A 23,243-nucleotide genomic window follows, 5' to 3' on the forward strand; every position below is an offset into this window, starting at 1 on the left:
ACTGCAGATAGCAAAAAGCCGCTCATTATGGGGTCACTTCATTTCTTAAGATGACCCATTTTAAGACTCCATAATTCTGAGCCCCACCCAAGATAACCACCACATAGCGATACTTGATGGTATAGCGACCAAAGAAGGTGAAATAAACCAGCCAAGAAGGAATGTTGTAACCAAAGCTCCACCTAAACGATACCGGTAGAGCATGTTGTTTTTTACTAGGTAAATTATATGTTTTTGGAATAAGCCAGAGGCCAATAACAGCGAAATTAGTAACAGATAAACTTCCAATCGTTCAATGTACAAAATCAAAAAAGAAATAGATAAAATACTCATCGTTTGAAAAGTGACTTTTTGATACCTAGCTTTTATTTTAACTTCTGTCATTTTGACTCCCCATAATTCTCTGCTGCCTCTGAAAATAGAAACCCGCTAACCTTGCCATAAGCATCAAAAATGATAAGTGTGGGTAATTCATATTGGACAGGTAAAGCCTCTATTGCATATTTTGGTAAAATCGCACCTGAAATAGCATTATTTGAGAAACCAGCGCCATCAGCCAGGTTAGCTTCATTTAGCTCAATATCCATCAATAAGACCGTTCCTGAAGCCGCTAAAGAGGTAGAACCAAAATTTACCCATTCAAAAAGTGAAAAAATATCCGCCTTCTTAGAAGGCGGTTTTGCTTTATAACCCCCTAGAAGAGGGCGTCCACGCTATCAATTCTTCAATAACTGCAGTTGTTGTTCATACTCAATGTCCTGTTTATCTTGGTGTCGGACATATCGTCGAATGACTTCTTCATTCACTCCCATTATATGAACAAAATACCCTCTAGCACAAAAGTGATTTCCCCATAGTTTCTTACGTATATGTGGGAATTTATTGAAAAATCTAATTGCTGTCCGGCCCTTTAAAACTCCTAATAAACTCGAGTTCGACAACTTGGGAGGAATAATGACAACAAGATGAACATGATCTGGTTGAACATTTAATTCTAAAACCTCGCAGTCTTTCATATTGCACAAGATATAGATTGAACGATAAAGATCCTTTCCAACCTTATCTTTCAAAATCTTATATCTGTACTTTGGAGTCCAAACTATATGGTATTTGCAACGCCAATAAACATGTGATGAACTTCTGTAATCGCCCATGTGGTTGTTCCCTCTTACTTGTGGTGAATAAGAGGTTACTTCTAACATGGGCACTTCTTCAGGCTATAGCCTCAAGGAACAATCACCACCGCCCTAAGCGGTGGTTTTGAGGAGCCAATAAACGCCAACACTAACTTTTGAAACTCAGTCACGGTTCGCAATCCGGAGTAACGATGTAACAGCTTAAAGTTATCTAAAGTTGCTCCCATTCTAATTTGCTTTTCAGTAACCAAAACTAAGCGTCTGTTAAACTCATTCAACGCAACTCTTTGTTTCTCTTCAAATCTATTCCTGAAATCAGGTTTGAGAATCTGACTAGAGTGTTTTACTTCGAAGAGGGTTGACTGCTCGTTGTGATCTGTTACTAAAAAGTCTGGGGTATATCGGCACTTACGATTATTGAATTGATAGTGGAAGCCGAAAGGTTGAGAGGTAAAACTTTTAATGTTTGCGTTATATTCGAGGTGAAAGCAGAAATCGAACTCCAAAATGGAGAGAGTGCGAACAACAGCATCATTCTTCAAGATCATGAACTTACAGATGTTGTGTACGTGAGATGATTTCTTGGTTTGGTCGAACATAGCAAATCACTTTTGTTGTAAACCTACAACAAAAAATAGACTATGAGACTTATGATGCAGAAATGAAGAAAGCCTGCAATTTATGCGAACATATATTGCAGGCTTCATAATGTGATGCTTGCAACATAAGTCCGCATAATTCGAACCAAGTATCAAAGAGTTAAAGTACTATTTGCAACATAAGTTCTCATAACATTGCATCGAAAGTCTGCATATTTACAGAACTACTAAAATTCAACGTAGTAAAATTACCACACTCCGATCAACCCTTCGAAAGACATAGTGTACATGTATGGGTAAGAATTCAGTCTCTGAAGGTTTTGGACATAACTGAGTTGTAGAGACTACTAAATTAGCGTCTAACGAATTACTTTGGGTACAGCAAAGCCTCTAGTGTAGTGGCCAATTTCACTTACCCACTACACAAGCTAGGAACAAATGAGCTAAATGATCCCGCTATTGATTAACTAAAATTTCATAAGTGAAAGTTACATACTCGGGTACATACTGTTCAGTATTAATTTCACATTGAACTTCTTCGATAGTCAATACACAGAGAGCACCCTCACTATTCAAGAGCACGGCTTTTTGTCCGACAGTAGGTGTGATTGTTCGACCGGGGGTTAGAAAAGAATCAACTGTTGAGGGGGTGAAGTTTGAAGTTGTTATTAGCCCCACAGCTTTAAGGCCACCGTCAGTGTATACATAGACACTATTTCCTGAACACCCACTGAATTGAATTTTGAACTGGTACTCACCATTTCCAACGGTATAACCTGAATGCTCTCGATAGCGGAAAGTTACACGTCCATTTAGAGCTGGGTTTGCATAATTACCAGAATCTTTCAGAACATCAATCCGCTCAAGTCGCGCTGCTCGTTTATGAACGACCGAGATAGGTATCGCATGTTGTTTGTCTGCGGGAAGCCCTTCAATCCATCGCCATACTGCGTCTATCTGGGTTGATCCTGGATATCTCTTTGCATCAGGGTTTGAGTTAAAATCAAACCCTTTAGGACTTTTAGCTTTTAGCCAACGAGGCAATCTATAGTTAGGGTTTCTAACAAAAATAACGGACAGCCATGTGTTTGGTTTACTCTCAAAAACACTGCTGATCCATTCTGTCTCAATACCTACTCCTGATGCTGGGGCGTTGTCTGCACGTTCGACATAATTTTCATCAACAACTAAAAGTACATGAGAAGCATCGGTTACTTCTTGCATGAAGCCACTTAAACTCGAACCATAGTCGACTGCTTCGTCAATTTTCACCGTGTAACCCATTAAATGAAGTTGGCTTGCGAGTAGATGAACCCACTCTTTATGCTCATTTGACGTCCAAGCGTATGAAATAAATAAATCCGTTTTCATTTGAATGTGTTTTCCTTATGTTCGTGACATATTGTTTAAATGCAATAGTAAACAAAAAGATAATTTTAAAGCTACTCAGACTAGTGACAATAAGCACAAATTCATCAAACTGCTTCTCATCTTCGGATTACGATTTGTTAGTTTGAATATGTACCAGGGCAGCCCAAACAATGACACTCCCTAGCTCGAAAAGGGGCAAAACCTTGTTAGCGCTTTTGCTAGATTCGCCAGCTCCTTGGTTTGTGGTGGTACATTGACTACTCATGATTTATCCTATTAGACGTAAATACAATAACCGTGGCTGAGTTTAGATTGGATAAGAATAAAGAAAGCTACCTACCGGAGAATCACATAACTCCCGAACTTTTTGTGCAACACGCTTGGGATATGGACTTTAGAATTTCTATCGCTGACTCGGCGGTACTTCACTCTGATTTCATCAAACAAGCCTCCATACTCGCCGATAAAAAAGACATAAGTGTTCACTATTTAGACTTTTCTGAGTACGACACGGCAGCGGCGGCATTATCCGCAAAAGAAAATTCAGGTTTTCTTGAAGCGCTCGAAGATGGAAGCAAAAAATCTTTACTGTGGTTTGTTCATTGCGACTCACTCGCACCTTTGGATGTCGCTGTGACATACTCTCTCCGTACAGCATTAACGACGAGGCCAGGAAACAACACACAGTCAGTATTCATCGCAACTAAAGCATCATTGTTAATGATGTTTGCTAATCGTGAAGCTCCTTTTTATCAAAGCCATTATAATTTAACTGGCTATAGTCGCTAACTTTATAGCTCTTCCAATCACCTTAAGGGCAAGCATTGTGTCTAATTATTCAATTTGGCGAATCTGATTAGCGAATGAGCTCTAATGAATATATCTCGAACAATGGATTTGTAACGAGATAACATTCTAACCCAACAAAAAACCATCAAGCCTAAACATGATGGTTTTGATTATTAACTGCTTGTTCAGCAGGAAGGTTGCTTTCTTCCTGGCCTATTCTTAGCTGCCTATTCGGCAGGACACACTGCCCATGGAAACGATCATCAAAGGCTGGTATTCTTAGCTGCCTATTCGGTAGGACACTGTAGAATATAGTATCTAACCATCTGATTCTGCATGCTTAAAGTCACAATTCATCAAAATACCCTTTTTCTTCTTACTTCTGTAAGTCCTTGTTTTTATTTCTCTAAAAAGAGCTTTAGAAAATGGGTTTAAAAACGTAACTCAGGTACCGTGCCTTTTCTTTCTTGATTGGTGGCTAAACCATAGCTATTAAAGTTTGCTGTACCGCGCTCACCGACAAACTCCTTTTGTACAAACAACATATAATCTTCTCCAGATGAACCGCTGGAGATTGGTATTCGATGAAAACTATCGATGACACGCTCTTCATTAGTGGCTGGTAACGATGGTTCAACGCCAGATAGTTCGGCTCTCGCCATGCTACGTTTGATCCGACGTTTCTTGGAACCCAGAAAACTTTTCCCGATCGTTTGGTTACGGACAAACCGCACCTCAGCCGCAGTGTCTGGCACCTCACATACACTGGAGATCTCAAATAAACCTTCATTTACCATCACAGAGAAATAGGGCTGAAAAGAGAGCCCAATCATCGCCTCTTTATCTTCAGCAACAAAGGCAATGGTTTGGCCAACTGTAGATTCGTTCCAATCAGGGAAGCTCACACCAACCCTATTCATCGCTTGTCGGTTATTCACCATAAACAAGTGCATTTGGGATATACACCGTCCTGCCAATAATTCATGGTCTGCTTGTGCAGGTATGTAACGTATTAAGAAGTAGTAACGCTTCGTCATAGTCATCCTTACTTCGCTTTGGAACAATTGAAGAGACCACCCTTGATCAAGACCGACATAATAAAGTGCACGTCATTTGGGATGGTCTGAGAAGCTGTCATTGTCTCAATCCAATTCTCTGTATTTCTGACTAATTGGTAAAAATCATTTCCATGGGACACGTGTCGCCTTGCTATCACGTATTCTCGGTCTGCCCCGTATTCATTCACTCTTAATGGCTTATCTGCGTCTTCATGCCACCAATCGTCAATCGATTGCAACGCTGCACCAATTTTTTGACCATGAAAAGCAACTGTTTCCTTTCCGTTTAATAGTTCGACAGTAGCTAACTGCTTAGTAGGAACACCATCTTCTCGGCTCTCTAAAAACTCTTGGCTTGGGTAGACCTCATCTCCCCAACCAACTCCAATTTTAGCTTTTACATCCATGTAGAAATATTCGGTTGGTTCGGAAAGGGCTCTCATCAAATAGGCTGTGAGTTTTTCTAGGCACGCAGTTGAAGCCTCATCCCAATGACCATACCAAGAAAGCCTTGTTGCGTTTTCTATAATCAAGGTTTGCGAATCACTGGTGGTCACTTCTATCGACAATTGTCGACACTCTCTATTTCTCCAAAGCCAACTGCCAAGTAGTATATTCTTCGCGTATCGATGAGCGAGCTCCTGATAGCCATTGAGCTCTTTATAAGTATTAGCCAGTAACGAAAGTTTACTGCGCACTTCATCGTCACTACAGATATCTGGGGTTAGAGAATTTGCCCGAATTCGAAGGGGGAATGCACAGTAGATATCATCTACACCCGGCTTTACGTAACACTCTTCGATGAACTGAGGATTGGAGTAAGATAAGTATTGTGGAGCAACATTCTTTTTTACGAACTTGCCCCCTTTATATGCTTCTGCATAACCACCTTTTGGTGCGCGCAACCTAGTTCTATCAATTTCAAGGGGACACATCTCACCACTTTTCGAAAGGTGGTAGAAATATGCTTTGCCAGCAGAAAGAGAGCGAACGTAGTTCAGCTGTGTGCAAAGTTCCATAAACGATTAATCCCTATAGTTTTTTATAAGAATAGTTTCGCTACTGCATTCTATCGACCAAAAGGCGTGCTTTAAAAAGTGATCTCTTCCACTAAAACGTACTTCTATCGGGTTTACTCGCTGAGCAAGCCCTATCGCATTCTCTGCATAAGCGTGACAACTGGTGATTGAGTTGCCCCGTTTAGTTGGTTGTTCTAACAAATGGTAGCCAATAGAAACTGGCAAATTATCAGCGTCTTTAGTAGTAAAACGCTCTAGCTCATCAAAATCACTCGGCTGGTTTTCACTTGGATATAACCATCGCCCGTATGCTGGTAACCCTTTTATGACATGGAAAAGCTCACTCCTGCTGGTAAATGTCCTTAGCCACTCAATCTGCGTCGATAGCTGTGGTTGGTATAATGCCCCTCCGGAAAAAACTACGGGAAGAGCTGTTTTAAGCGCGGACTTAAAATCTGAAATTCGGCTGTCACTATGGACTCTAATAACTAAGTCTATTTCTAGGTCTGCCAATCGTTCACTACGAATAGTTGGTCGCTTCGCGTTAGAAACCGTTCGTGCTTTGGCGACTGAGTTGGGTTCGGTAAGCTTCGCTGTCGGTTGAATATTTTCACTTCGAACATAAAAAGAGAAACTCGAAAACTCAAACGGGGAATCACAATTAACTAGCTTATTAAACTCTCTTTGGTAATGGTGCATGAACCCCCAAATAGCCGCCAAAGAAGGAGCACCACACAGATATGGGCTACTCATTGCGACCGCATCTTGCACTCTCATTGATGACAAATAGATATACTGCTCACCCGTTACCTTATCTTCATTGCCATTTGGTTTACTGAGCTGTTCAAGTATCCATACGATTTGGGCTTTGACGACCTGCATTAGCTTAGGATGATAGGCAAACTTGGCGGCATACTTGTTATTCTGAAGCGCGAGATGTAAGCAACGGTTAAACTCACTAGCTAAAGAGCCCAAATCCGATTCTGGTTGGGTCAAAAAGGCTTGAGCCAAAGTGTCATCATGTTCCAATTGCTGTTGATTAGGGTCAGCATCAACGATATCTCTTAACTCAATTAATGGAAGCATCCACAGGGCTATCTGCTTTCGCAATATCTTACTTCTAACCTTACGAGCGCTCTCCCTTTGCTTCTGTGTTTTTGATGGCTCTGAACCAATTAGATGATTTAACACCTGACAGATTTTAGCGTTAGTTACCTGATAGTCATCAAAGTAGTGGCCACTCTTTTTGCGACTTTCAGTTAACGTCCCACCCTGTGCTGGTTTGACGTCTAGCGGGTAGTTAAGGACTTTCATATGCCCACCTAAACTGCCACACAGATTCCCGATACTTGCCGAGTTTGGCAGCGATGAAGACACAAAGCTGAGCTTGCTTTCTCGACTTCGCGATCTCACTTCTAGCTCACTTTGGATGGCATGACTGACCACTGGGGTCACCGAAACATAATCATCCCCCCATGGAAACCGTAGTTGCTTGCTGTAAGTACTGACACTGTCAGGGAAGCTATTTTCAGGTAGCTGTTCTGCCATTGTGTTTTGTAAGCGAGCAAGTGAATTAGCACCTAAACCAAATTCTTTGAGCAGCTCAACCCAAACAGGGCTTTCTTGCTGTATAAGACAAAGAATACATACTGGCTGTGATTGCCAACGAAAAGGGTTCAATAACCACAATGTGTGACGATACACCGCTGAGTTATGCGCCCACCCCAAGCGTTGCCCTAATACTGCGCTTGAAATAAACACCTCGGTTGTAGCAAGAGGTTGTGCAATTATCCGCTGATCTTTAACTCGGCAATCTGGAAACTTGAGATTATGAGTATGGAACCATTTGATTTCATCAAGGGACGCCTCTAGGTTCTCAGCCGCTTTTAAATGCCTTTTAGCACGGGCAACATCCAACCAATCCGAGCATCTATCCGCTTGATGGCTTGAACTGAGATTAAGCAAGATCGTTAACGCTTCTTTTTCATACCCTTCAACACAGACATCTTCCGTATAGGGCATGAACATCTTCTTTAAAGCAACCTGCTTTACTGCTTCGTCTTCAATTGTTAATAAGTCACTTAATTTCGTCATAATTACCACTCAGGTAGATACACGCTTAAACCATCACTTTCAGAGCTCATTCGCGTCAACTTTGTTTCAATGATACTTCTCAGAGTAAACGCCGATTCGTGACTTGCAATTTTGGTATGCATTCTCGGCCTAATAGCGGCTTTGATCTCACCAAACTCATACAGCCGATACACTTCATCTGTTGTACAGGAAAGCAATGTAGAAGCTTCTAAGGGGCTGAGCAGTACATCACCGATATTTCCTTTCGCGCTTGAAGGCACTGTTGCCATAAGTTGTGTAAAGTAAGCTAACACCTGTGCAAGCACGATATTGTGACTCAACTGCCGACTGGGTAACTGACGGCAATCTTTAAGCAGAGCATCAAAGGCTTCATTGAAAAACATCTTCTTCCAATCTTTTACTCGCACAAGTTCTGCCTTCTCTTTCAAGGCATCTAGGTCTTGCCACAATGACGTTGGCCAAGTTCCACAATATTCAATGAATGACTCAAAACAGAGATCATCATCAAACTCACCATAGTGATTTACATACCAAAGTAAAAAACCATAGCGCTCAGATAACGTCATTTCTGTTTTCAGTAATCCCAAGAGTTTTGAATCATTTCCCGATAACCATCTAGCGACCAAAAGCTCAGCCTCTGGCGCATCTTCTACTGGCGAGTTTCGGAGTTCATAACCGCATTCACATTGGCCAATACTCTCGGTACTTTGGTATTCAAGTCTCGATTTACACTCAGGGCAGTGATGAACCAGTTTACAGCCATGGTGTTCACAAGCTTGATGAGAGATAAATTGCCACTGCTGGCGAATGTAGGGTGCTTCGTTAACACACAGAGGGCAAATAGGCGTGAAGCGCTTACGAAGAAAAGCATAAGGATAGTCAACACCAAATCTATGAACAGCTTTGTATCGCGGAGAGAATTGAGCTTTTGAATGTGATAACGCTAGACGCAGTACACCAAAGTTGTTGAGCTTTAATTGGTTCTCAAGGTGGATAAGCACTCGCACTCGCATTTGGCTTGTGGTTTGAGCGTGGTAGATATTGACTCGTTCGAGATCTAAGGGGAAAGCACCAGCAATCGCCTCATGCTGATCCATGGTGTCGAACCAGATATCTTCGGCGAAATGAGAAAATCGCTCGTAACCTTGTTCTTGCGATAAGCGCAACAAGAAGCTTTCGAGCGATTCGTCAGGGTAAAGTTGAATGTCCGTTTTCACATGTCACCACTAAAACTTAGAGTTTCTAAGTTTTAGTATTGCCGAAAATCTCATTAGGTCAATTGAATCAGCGAAAAATTATCATTTGATTTGTTCAAAACATGAACATTACTCAACAAATGGCAAAAGCAAAGCTGTCAGCGTAAACGTAGGCTTTTCATAAGGTAAACTCATTGAAGCAAGTTGTTGTTCTAAATACGAATCATAACGGGGTATTTCCTCGTCAGCATCGAACACATAACTTGTATCCCAGCAGATCTCTCTCGTTGTTTTCGGCATATGGTCATACAACCCGATAAGCTGCAACATTAGAGCTTCATCTGAAAGAACCCTCAGGTCTTCGGTTCCAGTAACAGCTATCGCCGTAAATGACTGGTTACCATCATCACCAGTAATCAAGTCTTTTACCGTATAGACAAGCACTGGATTTTCAATCCCTTTAGCTACCGCAACACTTCCCTCAAACTCTTCTGCTTCGGCAATTGCTTTATTAAAGATCATGTGACCAATACCAAGAACATCAACATTCTTATCTTTGATTGAACGATCAAATGTCAGGCTCTCATAGCGTCTCTTTATACCATACTGGCTTCTCCAAGCACTCGGTGTTTTAAAGCTCATCAAACCGTCTTTATTTTCCAACAAATGCCCATTAAGCTTTAACATGCTCTCGAAAAATTGCTGCATATTGATTAGATCTAATTTTGGCACTTCGTCTAGGTTTTGGTATTCAAACTTATCAGCATTACCAACCAAATCTTTGACAACTTTAACAGCAGATTCCCCTCCAAACGTCCCAGACCTAGCATCGAACCATTCTCTCAACTGCCCAGAGCCTTGAGCAACACCTTCGGCAAACAGTTGATTGAAGAAACCTTTGTCTGTCATCCCCAGAATCAGTTGCAGAAGATCTTCAGGCTCATCCATAGCTGACCCTAATGAACGCATAACACTTTCGATCTTCGAGTTAAGCAAACTCCAAATTCGCGACTCTACAGTTTCAGGATTTCTAAGCGTATAAACTTCAACACCATGTTGTTGCCCATAACGATTCAAACGACCCACTCGTTGATGCAAGCGCATTGGATTCCATGGAAGATCAACATGTACCATCGAAAAACAATTATCTTGCAAATCAATACCTTCGCCACCCGCTTCAGTACAGACGATGAATCTGACTTTCCCTTCTTTAAACTGACTTGCAGCCTCATACCTATCAAGTGACCAAGTGTAGGTATCTCCTTGTTCACTCAAAACATTGTCTAAACGACCGTCTCCGTTAATAAAGCTACTGCAACCAAATCCAAATTTACTATTCAAGGTGTTGATAATGAGTGCTTGCGTAGATTTATATTCGGTAAAGAACACAACTGTTCTATCTTTAAACTCATCATCCAACAGTTCGATTAAAGTGCTGATCTTTGTCTCGGATTGAACCTTGCCAGACAACTCTTGCAACTCTTCTAGCATTGGGAGTTCATTTTCCATCAAAGAGACTTTAACTGATGTGCTAACGTACTCAGCTTCTAGCTCCACGTATCTATCATCAAGCTCAGGGGCTTCTAGATCTTCACCTAGATTAATCAGTTCCTGACCGATAACCTCTAAGAGCCGTTTGCTATCTCCAAGTCTATTAATACGCCTACTTATTGCAGAATGGATAGCAGATACGGAGCTCGCGGCCAATTTTTGCATCGCAATTAAAACAAGCTGCACAGCTCGCTGATCGACTTTTGCTAAAGATGACGCATAGGCTTGCCCAGTTAAAATAAAGTTTGTTAATTTGTCATAGAATGCTTGTTCTTCAGAAGAGTAGAAATAAGTCTTAGAGCTAACATTAACTGGCTTAAAAAGCGTATTACCATCCATGTCTGTCACAGACTGCTTATTATTTCTAATCACCACATCCTTAACGTATTGCTGTTGTAGATGAGCCTTTTTCTTCGGATCAAAACAATCTGGGCGCAGCAACTTTAATAGTGCAAAGAAACCATAATCTTTTCCTCGGTGAGGCGTCGCGGTAAAAAATAACTTTGACTGAAACTTGTTATGCTCGATTAGTGACTGAACGAAACGATAACCGAGTGTCGCACCAGAATCTTCTTGTGCATTGAGATGATGCGCTTCATCAACAATTAGCAAATCCCAATCTTCCGCCTTAAGCATCCTTTCATGCCTACCGTTAATATCCTTTCGCAGAGTTGGCAAAGAAGCTACGACAAAATCATGCGTATTCCAGTAATCTGAGCGCTCTGTATCCAGTTCTCCAGAGTACATCGTCAAACGAATATCAAACATGATTCGTAAACGCTCTTGCCACTGAGGAGCAAGAGAGGCCGGTGTTAATATCAGAATACGGCGCACTCGCTTCTTAGCAATTAACGGCCATAGAATCAGCCCAGCTTCAACGGTTTTACCCAAACCAACATCATCTGCGATAAGTTTATTAACCGGCCACTTTCTAAGTGTCTTATGGCAAACCCAAAGTTGGTGTGGTAGGAGGTTTATTCGGGATGTAGAAAATACTCCCCAGCTATCATTGATCGATCGAATTGCTAATGCCTGGCAACGGGCAACGACTTCTCTGAGATTATCCTTCTCCCCTTCAGACACGACATCAAGTGCTGTTTTCACTAGCTCTAGCTCTGTAATTGGCCGCTCTTCAAAGCCACTTTCAAATCGCACTAAAGCAGTATCGCCTCGTACCAGTTGTACTTCACCAATACCAAAGCGTTGGTGACGAACTGTGCTGCCATCTTTTAACTCAATATTTGATTCAATCATTTCAGTTCCACACACCAATTTCTAAGATGTTTTCAAGTAGCTTATCATCCCTCGCAAGCAAGCGAAGCGGTATATCGAACCCTCCATCGAAAGTGGCAAATTCTTCTCCCATGTGTAAACACAAGTAGCTATAAATCTTCTCTGAACTGTCCGCAGATGCCTTATCGAGATCTAAAGGATCATGTAATTTTTTACTCAAGATATCTCTCACACCTTGAGATGCAACAAAGCAATGTTTCTCAACCGATTCATCTGAATAGACACCATAGCGATATAGTTCTCGCAGTATAAAGTTAGCACCTATCCCCAATGTGGCTTTTAACTCTGGTGGAGCAAAACTACTACCGGCACCAGAGAGTTCAGCACTTGATGCTGGTTGTATTAGTGCTTTGATATTCGGCATTCCCTGTTCAGCCATCCAAAACAGTTCTATGTAATCCTCTAAGTGACTCGAGAATCGGTATAGAGGCAATATCTGAAGCCATGTTCTATACGTATCTGATGTAACGGCTTGTTCGAGATACTGATCCATAACATCAAACCATTTAGAGGGATCGTTCACATCTGAGAATACAGACCACCAACCTTTGTCCTCGAAGTGCTTAAGAGCTGCGCTATGTTGCTGTTCTGTAGTACGCCCAATCGTCTGACATGAACCCAAAAAGAATAATTTTAGCCATGCCGGCTTGTAAACATCTGGCTGCTCATCTAACTTAATCGACTCCCAATCAAAAACACCCGATGGGTAAAGTCGATTCTGGTAGTTGGTAAGTTCTACATCCCGGTTAGACACCCACCAATTATAGATCTTCATCAAGGCTTCTTTTGTCGATAAGCTCGATTGCCCCTCGGATTTCAACTGCTGGCTAACTCGACGTTCGACCTCTTTGTCTGAAACCAAACGTACGTTCCTAAACATATCTATTTGCTTTTTATTCCAACCCCATTTTTCGAGGTGCTTCACATCTATATCCCAGATCCAATTCGGTTTGGCGTGTGTCTTTATAAGCTCAGCGAGTTTGCCAGATAAATCTCCGCTTACAATGTACTCACAAAGCGCTCGTACCTTATTTGGGTTTTCCTTGAGATCATTACGACAGGCCCAGTCATGCAACATATCAACGTTGTATGGCGTGGTATCTCTACGACAGAATTCAAGCAGCTTCTTAGAGTTGGTGTATGACTCTGCTGCAATATATTCATCCGGAGTAAATTTGATTACTTTCTCCTCATCTGAATTTGCAGCTTGTTTATCAGTAAGTAATGTATGCTTTATCCCTCGATAAGAGCCATTGCGGGTTTGAATTTTTAACTCACCAAGCTTTTTACGGAAATCGTCCACCTGCTCATGTGTCGCCTTGTTATTTTTAAGAGCCTTTTCAAATTCAGGGTTAAAAACAGGCTGCAACTGCTCTGCTAAAGCTGGCGTAAGTTCACCATTATCAAGTGTCATGTCGAGCACCTGACTCAAATCGAGAGTGGCTAGTTCTAAACCAAGCTTATTTAGTTGTTTACCGTAGTTGTTACAAACTAATTTGTTTGATTCTAGTAATCGAGAAACGCTAGGAATGCGTTCCAAATGAGCTAAAAGTTGTTCGAGTAGATCACTCGTTTGATACGTGAAAGATTTAAGTGTCGTAAGTTTGGTGCTGCCCGACTTTAGTCCCGTCGGAAAAACAGGGAAAGAGTAATAAAAGTCCACGATCCCCCCCTCGCCTTGGAAAAGGCGATAAGTATGATCAACGGTTTTCTCTCCATCGACTGGTAGTTTCGGCCCACCGCCCCACATTGCTTTCCACAAACTACCCCAGAAATCGATAATGCTTAGGTCTTCATCCAACTGGAGCTCAGTTCTGACTGCTTGCCAGTTTAGTTTGGTTTCTTGGTATATCGCTTCTAATCTTGATTTTAATTCACGCCCCAGCTTTTCAAACAAAGGGTCATTGCTTGTTGAGGATACATGAAGATGGTTGCGTCCCTTGTCGACTTGAAAATCTGCATTAATAGCGATTCCGATACCAAAATCCCCCATCAATGGTGCTAAACTCCAGAGCTTCGGAATCTTTTTACCTAAGGGGGTAAAGCCTTTCCCGCTAAGCCCAAAAATAAATCGCCCTGAGTCAGTCTCAATTTGTAGAATTTTAGTTAGTTGGTAGCCCTTCTTGGACGGAAGTTGAATATTGCCGACTTTCAAGCCTTTCATTGACGACAGTAAGGTCGGCTCCCAGGTAAATAACTCGCCATTAAGTTCAATAGTATGAATTTTCTTGGCAAAAACAGAAACTAAACCCGCTCGTATCTTAAAGCTTTCGAGCACTCTGTTCGCATTAACGCCCTTATTCAAAGGAAGTGAAATGATAGTCGGTCGAATCGGCTTGTTTAGAGGCTCATTCCTGGCTTGCTCAAACAGTTCCTCGTGCTTAGGGCTCAATACAGGTAGCAGTCCGCCTTCAATTTGCACAGCCAAGCGACCAGAAATAATATTAGGCGTATCAGAAATCAATAGGCAGCTCTTAAAACCTAAACCAAATTTACCCGTCGCTGAGCCTTCTTTATCAGATTGATTTCTTACAAGCATCTTTTGCAAGTCCATTTTGAAGGTACTGCTTTTGGGCGATGAGGAAATGTGTGAAGAGCTATGTTGGTTAACCTCTCTCCCCCAATGCATAAAAGATAAAACTTCATCATTTACAGAAACCTTGAATACACCACGTCGATGTATTTCTTCCTTAGGATAACCAAGGTCTTCAAGCTCCAATACGGCATCATCGGCATTTTGGAATAGTTCAAATGGAACACTTGCTGGCTCGTACTGATCACCCAGTACCTTTTCTTTGATTGCTGTCAACAGCTCTGCTTTTGTACTCTCTTGTTCGATTTCCTCACCGATCTCAACTAAGACCCTATGTTTAGCATCTTGATCGTATAAGCAGTTGCTTTCTGCACTTGCAACCAATAAGTCATTGTTTTCGGATAACAGGCTTCTAATTTTAGGAGCTTCTAAACGCAATTCTTTAAGCTGTTGCACAATCCCATCTAAAACAATCAACTTCGCAGCATGGATATCTAACTGCTCCGCACCGGAGAACTTATCCCAAATATGATCGAGAGTGATTCTTTGGAGGTAAATTTTCTCAAGAAATAGCTCCGCACTTCGTTTTAAGATTTTAAGTAGCTTTTCCTCGCTCATTTCATAAATGGGCAATTTTCTCAATTGCACAGTTATCGGAGCAGAGTAAAACACTCGTGTTGCGCTCCAAACGAAGATTGAGTCAGCTTCTTCACTCAAGTTAACCTCAATGCGCTCTCCGAGAATAGAGTCTTCCTCTATGGTCGACCCACTATCTGGTCGAATATCAAAATCGACCTTCGATACAAAGTTAGCTAGATTGTCGGGTGTCCCTGACTTTGGTCTCCAATTTTCACCAATGGAACCAATAAACTGCTCAATGTTTCTAGATCCTATGTAACCCTCACACAGAGCTCTGATACCTGGGTTTCCAGACATAAGAGCGAGAACCGAACCAATGGCAGTTGTATTAGTGATAAAGGGGGCCCAGTCAACGAAGTATCGCTTTATTTGCTCGTAGGAAGAAGTTTGGTGACTAGTTTGATTTCTTGGCGCATTGAAATGCTGCTCCAACTCCTCCCCACTGATACTAGACGGTTCAACGATCTTAAGTACATGCTTGATGGCAGAGTAATCTTGTTCGTGTAGCAGCGACGAATGAGTTATACCTTCCACACCAAAACACAACATTCGGCTTTCGATAAACTCATTGCTTTTTGAACGCAATGTGAGATTAGCAATAGATTTCAAAGGCTCAGGCTGACGACAGATCATCGCTAATATAACCGCACGCAATTCCTGTACTGAATCAGGGCTTGAGATTGCCTTAACCAATGCCTCATGCAGAGCGACCAATTTATTCGTATCGTCGGCTGAGCTACTCAATTGACTTAACTCATCATCACTCAAAATCCCCTCTGGTGCGTTGTTAAAGCACTCAACAAGTAGTTCCCAGCCTTTGTAGTCAAGCTGCCTAAATATTTGTGGATACTTACAAGCTTGTTGAAGCACACCAGTAGTGACTGGTGCCTGGCCTATCGCGTAGCCTTGTGAGCGACTGGCTGCCTTAATTGCTAGCTTTGCAATATCAGCGTCACTCACTACCAACATATTTCGGATACTATCAAAGCATGTTGAGCCATAAGTATCGAGTTCATCAACAAAACAAAACTCACTATTTACTTTGCTTAGTTCTGATATCGCTGGCCAATCGGTTTGCTTTGAATCTAAAACCATATTCGGCGAAAGTACTTTGTTACCGCCAGTTAGCCAATTGGTGGTAACAAGTAACTCAAACACAGGAGCGTCTGAGGCTAGCTTGCCAACCAAGGTCAATATGTAGTCTTGAAATTGTGAAGGGTTTTCGTGTTTCAAAACCAACTCGATGATCTTTGAGTGATCAAGCTTCTTAATATTATCTTTTTGTTGTCTCTGCACAGCTTGCGAGCGTGCAGAAACTATCCAGGTGATCTGATTTCTGATTTCGTCAGGAAGCTCAATATTTGTTTCTAGGAAGCAATTGTCATTGACTGAGTGATATTTTCCTTCCACGCAGCGATGAAGAGATAGTTTTCGCCATAACTCAGCATCTTCTATCTTCTCGAGGACAATTTCTGCATCACGCTCATTGAGGCTTAGCTCATCAAATTCAAGATATTGAATATCTTCACCCAACTCAGCAAGAACAGATTGCGCATTTACTTCCTCTAGATTAACTACTTTTTTCTCCTGCGGAGTGAGCTTTAAAGTAGCTGCCAACTCGTGTGAAATAAGAGTCCAGCTTTGCTCTATACTGAGACAATTTTTGTGAAGTCGAGACCAGACCTCATGATCTCCACCGATTGACCAAAGTTGCTCTGACAGGCTGTAATCATTCTTGTGACCATGTATGAGGTACCGTACTGCGAGCTTTTGTTCTGAGCTGAAGCTTTCCGAAATTTCCAGTTTTGAAATTAGATTCGAACGGTCTTTGGGGGCCTTCAATTCTGGCTTTGTGGCAAGCAATTTTAGTACAGGAACCGTGTTACAAAGCTCAACTCTCCCGTCGAATAGTTGTTGGTTTACTTTGCTATTGATAAAAACAATTTTGTTGTGTTCTAAGGCTTCACCGAGCACTTCGCCAAGTATGAATCTTTCACCTGACGATATCGAAAATAAACGTTTTTGTTGGAATAGGCTCATTAAGTTTGCGAGAGACTCTCGGTACGCACTTTGACTTCCAGCCACATAAGCAAGAAACAGTTTCAATGAATCGTGATGCTTAAGAAGACGTTGCTTTTCTTTACCTTTGAAGTGATCCAGAATCGTGTCTGTTACTTTACCTAACTGCTTGTCGTTTAGCTCTTGCATCCCTAGCTGTGAAAGTACGCCGTCTGCATCATCAAAGCTAAGTGCTCCCGAACTTCTTCTAATCTCACCATCTAAGAATGCGGGTACAAACAACTTACTAGATTTGACCGATGCAAATACATTCCAAAGTGGCTGCTCTTCTTTGTCTAATTTCACAGCCCATCGTGACGAGCTTCGTATATATCCGACAAACCTTCGAATTGCAGCGCCATTTAGTGACAACTTTGTGAGCGGTATTGATTTGAATGCGGATTGTGCTAACTGAATCAACACAGATTGACAGCGATCTGAGTATATGGATTCGTGGTTTAATGAATGTAGAAAGTCAACCAGGTAGCCCAATAACTTTTGAGACTCAAATATTTCACTTTTCACTGACTCGAAAAGTCTAACGAGCTCATGCTGTTGCCAGCAAGCATTATTGCTCGAGATAATGTTTGGCTTTTCGTTTTCGATATATACGAATTCGTCAGCGCTTTCCATCAAGGCTGGTAAGGTTTGCCAAATACGCTCATACTCGTCAGAATTCGGTTTGGGTAGTATTCGTACAGGGCGTGATATATCAACTAAATCCCAAGATTTTGAACTACTCTGTAAACGGTAAACCCATTGGTTTTTACTCGTTATCGGTTCGTGACAGGGACTTCCCATACGATGTTTTAAAAATTGTTGGATCCCCCAGGCTAGGCTGTCAACTTGTTGTGTATTTAAGCTCCACTTTGAGGCAGCTAGTGCGACAGATGCAAGTAACGACGGTAGGGTACCCTCATTCGCAAGAAGGCGGTTCCACTCTTGAGTTGCGGTATCTTCAGAGTCAATATCTAAAGCTTCTCGATAACCTATCGATTTTCGCCCGTGAATACCTACACGACCGGCATCAATAAAGAAGTATCCATGCAGCAAAATATCAAAGCTCGTGTTCCCTGCGATAGCTACTTCAAATACTTGCTTCTCTTCTGAGGTGTCTTGCTCACCAAGTGGTAAAAACACGGCCCAACGGACTGTCAACTTTGCTTGTGCCGCAGAGGGGGTAGCTAACAATATAGTTGCTGAATGCGGTTGTGCCTTATCCTGTACTTTTTGTTCTTTACCTAAAGCGTCACGAGCGTAACTAATCGGCCAGAACTTGTTTTCTTTTAGCTGATTGAGTTGTTCGGAAACAAGAATGGATTCATTACCTACGTAATTGATACTCTTAGCTTGCTCAGCCGAGTAGCTATTTACACGTATAGAGCCAGACCATTCCTCCTCCCCGTTGATAGTAGGGAAATGTATACGGTCAATAGGCTGCTCTATCTCTGTAGAGAACAGTTCTCTGGGATCCGATTCGTTTGCAGCAAATGAGCAACCTTGGATTGTTCTGAGGTGTTTTAGCATTGGGAATAATTGACCCAATTGAGAAGCTAGGTTTGAATCAGTTAAGAAGTTTGGCACTTCTAGGCCATAATCTTCACTGTTGTAGATGTAGTTGTTACCATCCTCACCTCTCGCTTGTGCGATAGATACAGACCTTAACGGAATCCAAACAATGAAGACATACGCATCGTCATTAAATGCGTTGGTGACTGGTGAGAGAGCTTGCTGAATTGCTTTTTTGTCTAAGTCAGAAAAAGAGTTCCACTCTTTCCTCAACTCATCCCAAGGGTTTAGTACATCGGCTTTAGGATACTTACCCTGGTACTCTTGCCAATCGCTACCAATAAAAAAGTAAAGTTCCCCTAAATGAAATAAGCTTTTCATGCCTAAGCCAAATTTACCAACGGCATTGGTATCATCGGCTTTAGACCCCAAGCCTAAAGTTCGTATTCCTTTAACGTCTGCTTCAGTAAGTGGCGCATCATTGACAAAGAAAAAACCAGGGTCTTTTAGTAAAGGGTGGTCAACATCTTTGAGCCCAGGGTGCCAACCGATAATTAGATTTTGTGCCTTAGCGTCATCAGCATTCTGGACAATTTCTTTCAGGATGGGAAAGCCACTTTTGTAGCGGTCTCTCAAATTATTAGCAATCGATTGAACATCACTAATTGGGTTGTGTAAAAAAGACATGTCGTCCTCATTTATAATTCTAAGTTAAAAGTGAGTACAACAGTCTTTCATCCTGAAGGTCGTTATTATCACTTGTTGTTTAATGCGGTCTAAGCACTCTTACTCTCTTCAACCACTGCATTCGCATTCACCTTGCGAATCACTCCAAACAGCTCCACCACGGTCCCTTCATCGAAGAAGCCGTAGGCGCTTTCGCCGTGGTTATCAGTAAATGGTGGCTCGAAGAGTTGCGACATATCTAAGATGCCGTTATTAACGAGGTAGTCGATCACTTGATCGACGAATTGAATCTGTTCAGCGTTGTAAGACTCTTCATCAAGGAAACTGCTGAATGCTTCTTTGGCTGCATTCATGTCTAAACCGATGAGTTCACGGATAAACGTGCCTAGCGGCTTCTCTTGTAAGATCTTCTCACGGTAAGCTTCCATGTCACTCATACCGCTTGCATCCAGTAGTAAGCCTTCTAGGACGTCTAAATCGGCTTGAGTGATGGATTTATTGCGCTTGAGCTTTTGAATCGTTAGCTGATCTTGGTGGTCTTGAATATAGAGCTCAATTTTCTTGCGATACTGGGCTAAATCAACACTTGGGTTCTTGTATACGTTTGTCACGTCATGGACACCTTGAACTTCGTCTTCAAAGTTGGTGTACACCATCTCTTTTTTATCTTTGTCCAACGCAAACATTAGATTTCGTAACTTACGACGTAGCTCTTCAAGCGTCACTAAATGGATATCTTGCCAAAACTCTTGGGTCTGAATATCTTGGATAAGTTGCAGCTGCGCTTGTACTGCTGGAATCGTCGATTTCGCTTCAAGCTGCTCAGCAAACTCAACCACTCGTCCGCGGCTTGTTTCCGACAACATACCTTTCTCTAACAGGTCCAATTGCATGGTTAACACCAAACTATCGAAGCGGTGTGATAAGTGATTAAGTTGCTCATCAGAATTAAACGCTTCAGCTTCAGTTGGTAGCGCAGAGATTTGGCTCTCTAGCTCAGTAAACTTGGTATCGTCAATATTGTCCCAATGCTCTCTTTCTAAGAAAGGTTCTACTGCTTGGCGCTTTGGTCTTACGATAAAGTTATCGAGATTCATACCACTCACAAGGTGGTGCAACATGTCTAGTTGATAGCGGTTTAGCTCCGTATAGCGCTGACAATCTTCAGGGTTTTGTTCGCGAAACTCTTCATTGTTTAGCTGGTCATTAAGCAATGTACTAAGTAGAACGCGCTTCTCGAATACCTGTTGAGTCACGGGTTTTGCTACACCCACAGCTATGCCTTCGGGGTTAGCATCGAAATACTCAAAGTTCTGACAGTAATCGAAGACCTTGAACGTCTTTTTGTCGTCATTTGGACCAAAGAGGTCTTTACACAAACGTGTGCCACGGCCAATCATCTGCGTAAATTTCACTTTAGAACGGATGACTTTGAAGAACACAAGGTTCACCACTTCCGGTACATCAATACCGGTATCCAACATATCTACAGAAATTGCGATACGGCAGGTTGGGTTCTTCGGGTCGAACTCATCAATTTTGTTTTCATCGCCACCGAACTCATCGATTAGGCTTTGTGCGTAGGTTTCTTTGAAGGTAATGACACGAGCGAGCTTGCCTGCCCATTTCGGATAGTTCTTATTGAACATCTTCTCAAGAAAAACGGCATGATCATTATTGGCTGCAAAGACGATGGTTTTACCGATGACATCGCCACCTTCAACATGGATACCACCGCGATCATCTTTACTCATTAACTGGGCAAACATTTTTTCTGCAGTATCTTCGTTAAACAAAAACTTATTCACTTCTGACGGCAATACTTCGTCGCGATCTTCGAGTTCAGCTTTATTTTCCCACTCTTCCTGCTCTTCGTCTGACAGGTCTTTATACTTCACGCCCTCACGTAAAAACTTAGTCGCAACAGAGATTTTGGTCGGTGGTACAAGGTAGCCTTGGTCATACGCTTTATCGTCTTCATAAGCGTAGGTTGGCATCCCTTTTTGTAGTTCGAAAATGCCATAAGTATCTTTTTCTACTTCATCTTTTGGTGTCGCGGTTAAGCCCACTAAGAAGCCGTCAAAATACTCAAAAATTTGGCGATACTTGGAATAGACTGAGCGGTGCGCTTCATCAACAATAATCAAATCAAAATGACCGACACCAAACGGGCGTTCATCCGCACCACGATCCAATAGATTCTTCATGGTTGGGTAAGTAGAGAAATACAAACGGCTGTCGATGTTATTCTTGCTCTGCCCTGAATCCAAAATAGAACAACTTACACGAGGCAGTAGCTTAACGAAGTTCTTCTTGGCTTGGGTAAGCAATGCGTTACGGTCAGCTAGGAACAGAACGTTCTTAACCCAATCGTTTTTCACCAACAAATCAACAAGACTGATCACGGTACGCGTTTTACCCGTACCCGTTGCCATTACAAATAACCCTTTGCGCTCATGCTCTAGCTCAAAGTCCTGCAATAGTTTAGTAATGGCTGATTTCTGATAGTGACGGTTGGTGATCTCGTTATTAATAACAAGATTGTTGTTAGGCATACCATTTTCAAAGAAAGGTTTACGATCGGTACGACGCTTCACCATAAGCTCAAGTTCGGCTTTGGTGTAAAAACCCTGAACTTGACGCGGCGGGTAGAAATGATCATCCCACAGATGGGTATCATAGCCATTAGTGTAGAAGATAACTGGGCGCACACCACACTGTTTTTCTAAACAGTCAGCATAGAGCTTTGCTTGTTGTTGTCCGTCTTCTGCACGGCGATGAGTGCGTTTTGCTTCAACAACCGCTAACGCTGTACCGTCGTCACCCCATAGAACGTAGTCAACAAACCCATTCCCATTAGGGTTAGCTTGCGAAATTGGCATACCTGATACAGGGTATTCACGGTCTCGCTTATGTTCGAGCTTCCAGCCAGCTTCGTGTAGAAGTACATCGATAAGATAAGTTCGAGTTTCTTCCTCGTTATAGTCGTGCGCATCCGTGACTTTTTCAGCACTTTGTTTAGCTTGCTCTATCTGCTCAAGTAATGCTTGGTTTGCCGCTTTTAACGTTTCGTTCTCTTTTAATTGCTGTAAGTAGGCTTCACGCTCAACTTTGTCGTCTTGCTCTAGCTGCTTCTCTAGCTCTTTAACCCGTTTAATGCTGCTGAGGGCTTTGGTCGCAACTGTGGCATCAATTGAGACTTGTTGTGGAATACGCGCTTCATCAAACGGTTGAACTACAAATTGTTTACGGTCTAGGTTGGGTGTATAGGTTCGAATAAACCAATACAGCACATGGTGCAGCTCTTTCACCGTTTGTAGGGCATCACGCTGTGGTAGCGTGGTTTTACTGTGTACCGCTTCGTTACCCACTTGGATCACCAGCTTGAGCTTGGGAAACAAGTGAGTTTCTAAATTTTGCTTAAAGTCCTTATCATGAATAAGCGACATTAAAGTCGCATCATGACGTGGACGAGTAAGCCAATTATCAATGTCAAATATGGTTTCAACCATTAACTCCAATGCATTTCGGGCATAAAAGCCTGCAATACGAGGATCAGTTTTGATGTTGCTTTCCGCATTTTTGGCACGAGTTTGAATCTCGGCGCAACGCGTGGTGTACACATCGTTGCCACCGTTAAGGGCAACATCCATAAAGCCGAAGTTGCTCGTTGAACCGTTAACCGTATCTGACATTGAGTTTCCTTTTTAC

General features: G+C 42.1%; 12 protein-coding genes and 1 pseudogene. 1 reads left to right on the plus strand and 12 read right to left on the minus strand.

The annotated features are described in order from the left end of the window. Positions 1-60: 60 nt before the first annotated feature. The 5 genes and pseudogenes from ACED42_RS00915 to ACED42_RS00935 form a co-directional block, all read right to left on the minus strand. A complete protein-coding gene (locus ACED42_RS00915) occupies positions 61-384 on the minus strand; it encodes a hypothetical protein (protein WP_371700995.1) in 324 nt (107 codons plus the stop codon). Then, the gene (locus ACED42_RS00920) at positions 381-587 is read right to left on the minus strand and encodes a hypothetical protein (RefSeq protein WP_371700996.1); all 207 of its coding nucleotides are present in this window, start codon (positions 585-587) and stop codon (positions 381-383) included. The genes ACED42_RS00915 and ACED42_RS00920 overlap by 4 nt, the downstream gene beginning before the upstream one ends. A gap of 129 nt (positions 588-716) precedes the next feature. Next, on the minus strand, positions 717-1,154 hold the full coding sequence (gene tnpA / locus ACED42_RS00925) for an IS200/IS605 family transposase (protein WP_371701032.1): 438 nt from the start codon (positions 1,152-1,154) through the stop codon (positions 717-719). Positions 1,155-1,270: 116 nt separating this feature from the next. After that, positions 1,271-1,735 (minus strand): annotated as a pseudogene (locus ACED42_RS00930) (Tn7 transposase TnsA N-terminal domain-containing protein); the annotation flags it as partial. Between the two features lie 456 nt (positions 1,736-2,191). Further along, the gene (locus ACED42_RS00935) at positions 2,192-3,106 is read right to left on the minus strand and encodes a toll/interleukin-1 receptor domain-containing protein (RefSeq protein ID WP_371700997.1); all 915 of its coding nucleotides are present in this window, start codon (positions 3,104-3,106) and stop codon (positions 2,192-2,194) included. A 312-nt stretch (positions 3,107-3,418) separates the two neighbouring features. On the opposite strand from ACED42_RS00935, the gene ACED42_RS00940 reads away from it, so the two are divergent. Next, the gene (locus tag ACED42_RS00940; RefSeq protein ID WP_240797187.1) at positions 3,419-3,895 is read left to right on the plus strand and encodes a hypothetical protein; all 477 of its coding nucleotides are present in this window, start codon (positions 3,419-3,421) and stop codon (positions 3,893-3,895) included. A gap of 431 nt (positions 3,896-4,326) precedes the next feature. Here ACED42_RS00940 and cas6f read toward each other — a convergent pair whose 3' ends face one another. From cas6f to ACED42_RS00975, 7 genes are all read right to left on the minus strand, one after another. Further along, positions 4,327-4,932 carry a type I-F CRISPR-associated endoribonuclease Cas6/Csy4 gene (gene cas6f / locus ACED42_RS00945; protein ID WP_135382522.1) on the minus strand — a complete coding sequence of 202 codons (606 nt, stop codon included), beginning with the start codon at positions 4,930-4,932 and terminating at the stop codon, positions 4,327-4,329. Positions 4,933-4,940: 8 nt separating this feature from the next. Beyond that, positions 4,941-5,972 (minus strand): type I-F CRISPR-associated protein Csy3, encoded by a 1,032-nt coding sequence (gene csy3, locus ACED42_RS00950; protein WP_135382521.1) that lies wholly within the window; start codon positions 5,970-5,972, stop codon positions 4,941-4,943. Between the two features lie 6 nt (positions 5,973-5,978). Next, positions 5,979-8,066 (minus strand): type I-F CRISPR-associated protein Csy2, encoded by a 2,088-nt coding sequence (locus ACED42_RS00955; protein ID WP_371701001.1) that lies wholly within the window; start codon positions 8,064-8,066, stop codon positions 5,979-5,981. A gap of 2 nt (positions 8,067-8,068) precedes the next feature. After that, the gene (locus tag ACED42_RS00960; protein ID WP_371701002.1) at positions 8,069-9,283 is read right to left on the minus strand and encodes a TniQ family protein; all 1,215 of its coding nucleotides are present in this window, start codon (positions 9,281-9,283) and stop codon (positions 8,069-8,071) included. A gap of 108 nt (positions 9,284-9,391) precedes the next feature. After that, positions 9,392-12,067, minus strand: coding sequence for a DEAD/DEAH box helicase (locus ACED42_RS00965; RefSeq protein ID WP_371701003.1), 2,676 nt, complete (start codon positions 12,065-12,067; stop codon positions 9,392-9,394). 1 nt (position 12,068) lies between these two features. Then, on the minus strand, positions 12,069-19,532 hold the full coding sequence (locus tag ACED42_RS00970) for a sacsin N-terminal ATP-binding-like domain-containing protein (protein WP_371701005.1): 7,464 nt from the start codon (positions 19,530-19,532) through the stop codon (positions 12,069-12,071). A gap of 89 nt (positions 19,533-19,621) precedes the next feature. Beyond that, on the minus strand, positions 19,622-23,227 hold the full coding sequence (locus ACED42_RS00975) for a DEAD/DEAH box helicase family protein (protein ID WP_371701007.1): 3,606 nt from the start codon (positions 23,225-23,227) through the stop codon (positions 19,622-19,624). Positions 23,228-23,243 lie beyond the last annotated feature (16 nt).

Origin of the sequence: Vibrio sp. FF145, from assembly GCF_041439075.1 — a bacterium.
In the GTDB taxonomy this organism is placed as follows: Bacteria; Pseudomonadota; Gammaproteobacteria; order Enterobacterales; family Vibrionaceae; genus Vibrio; species Vibrio tasmaniensis_A.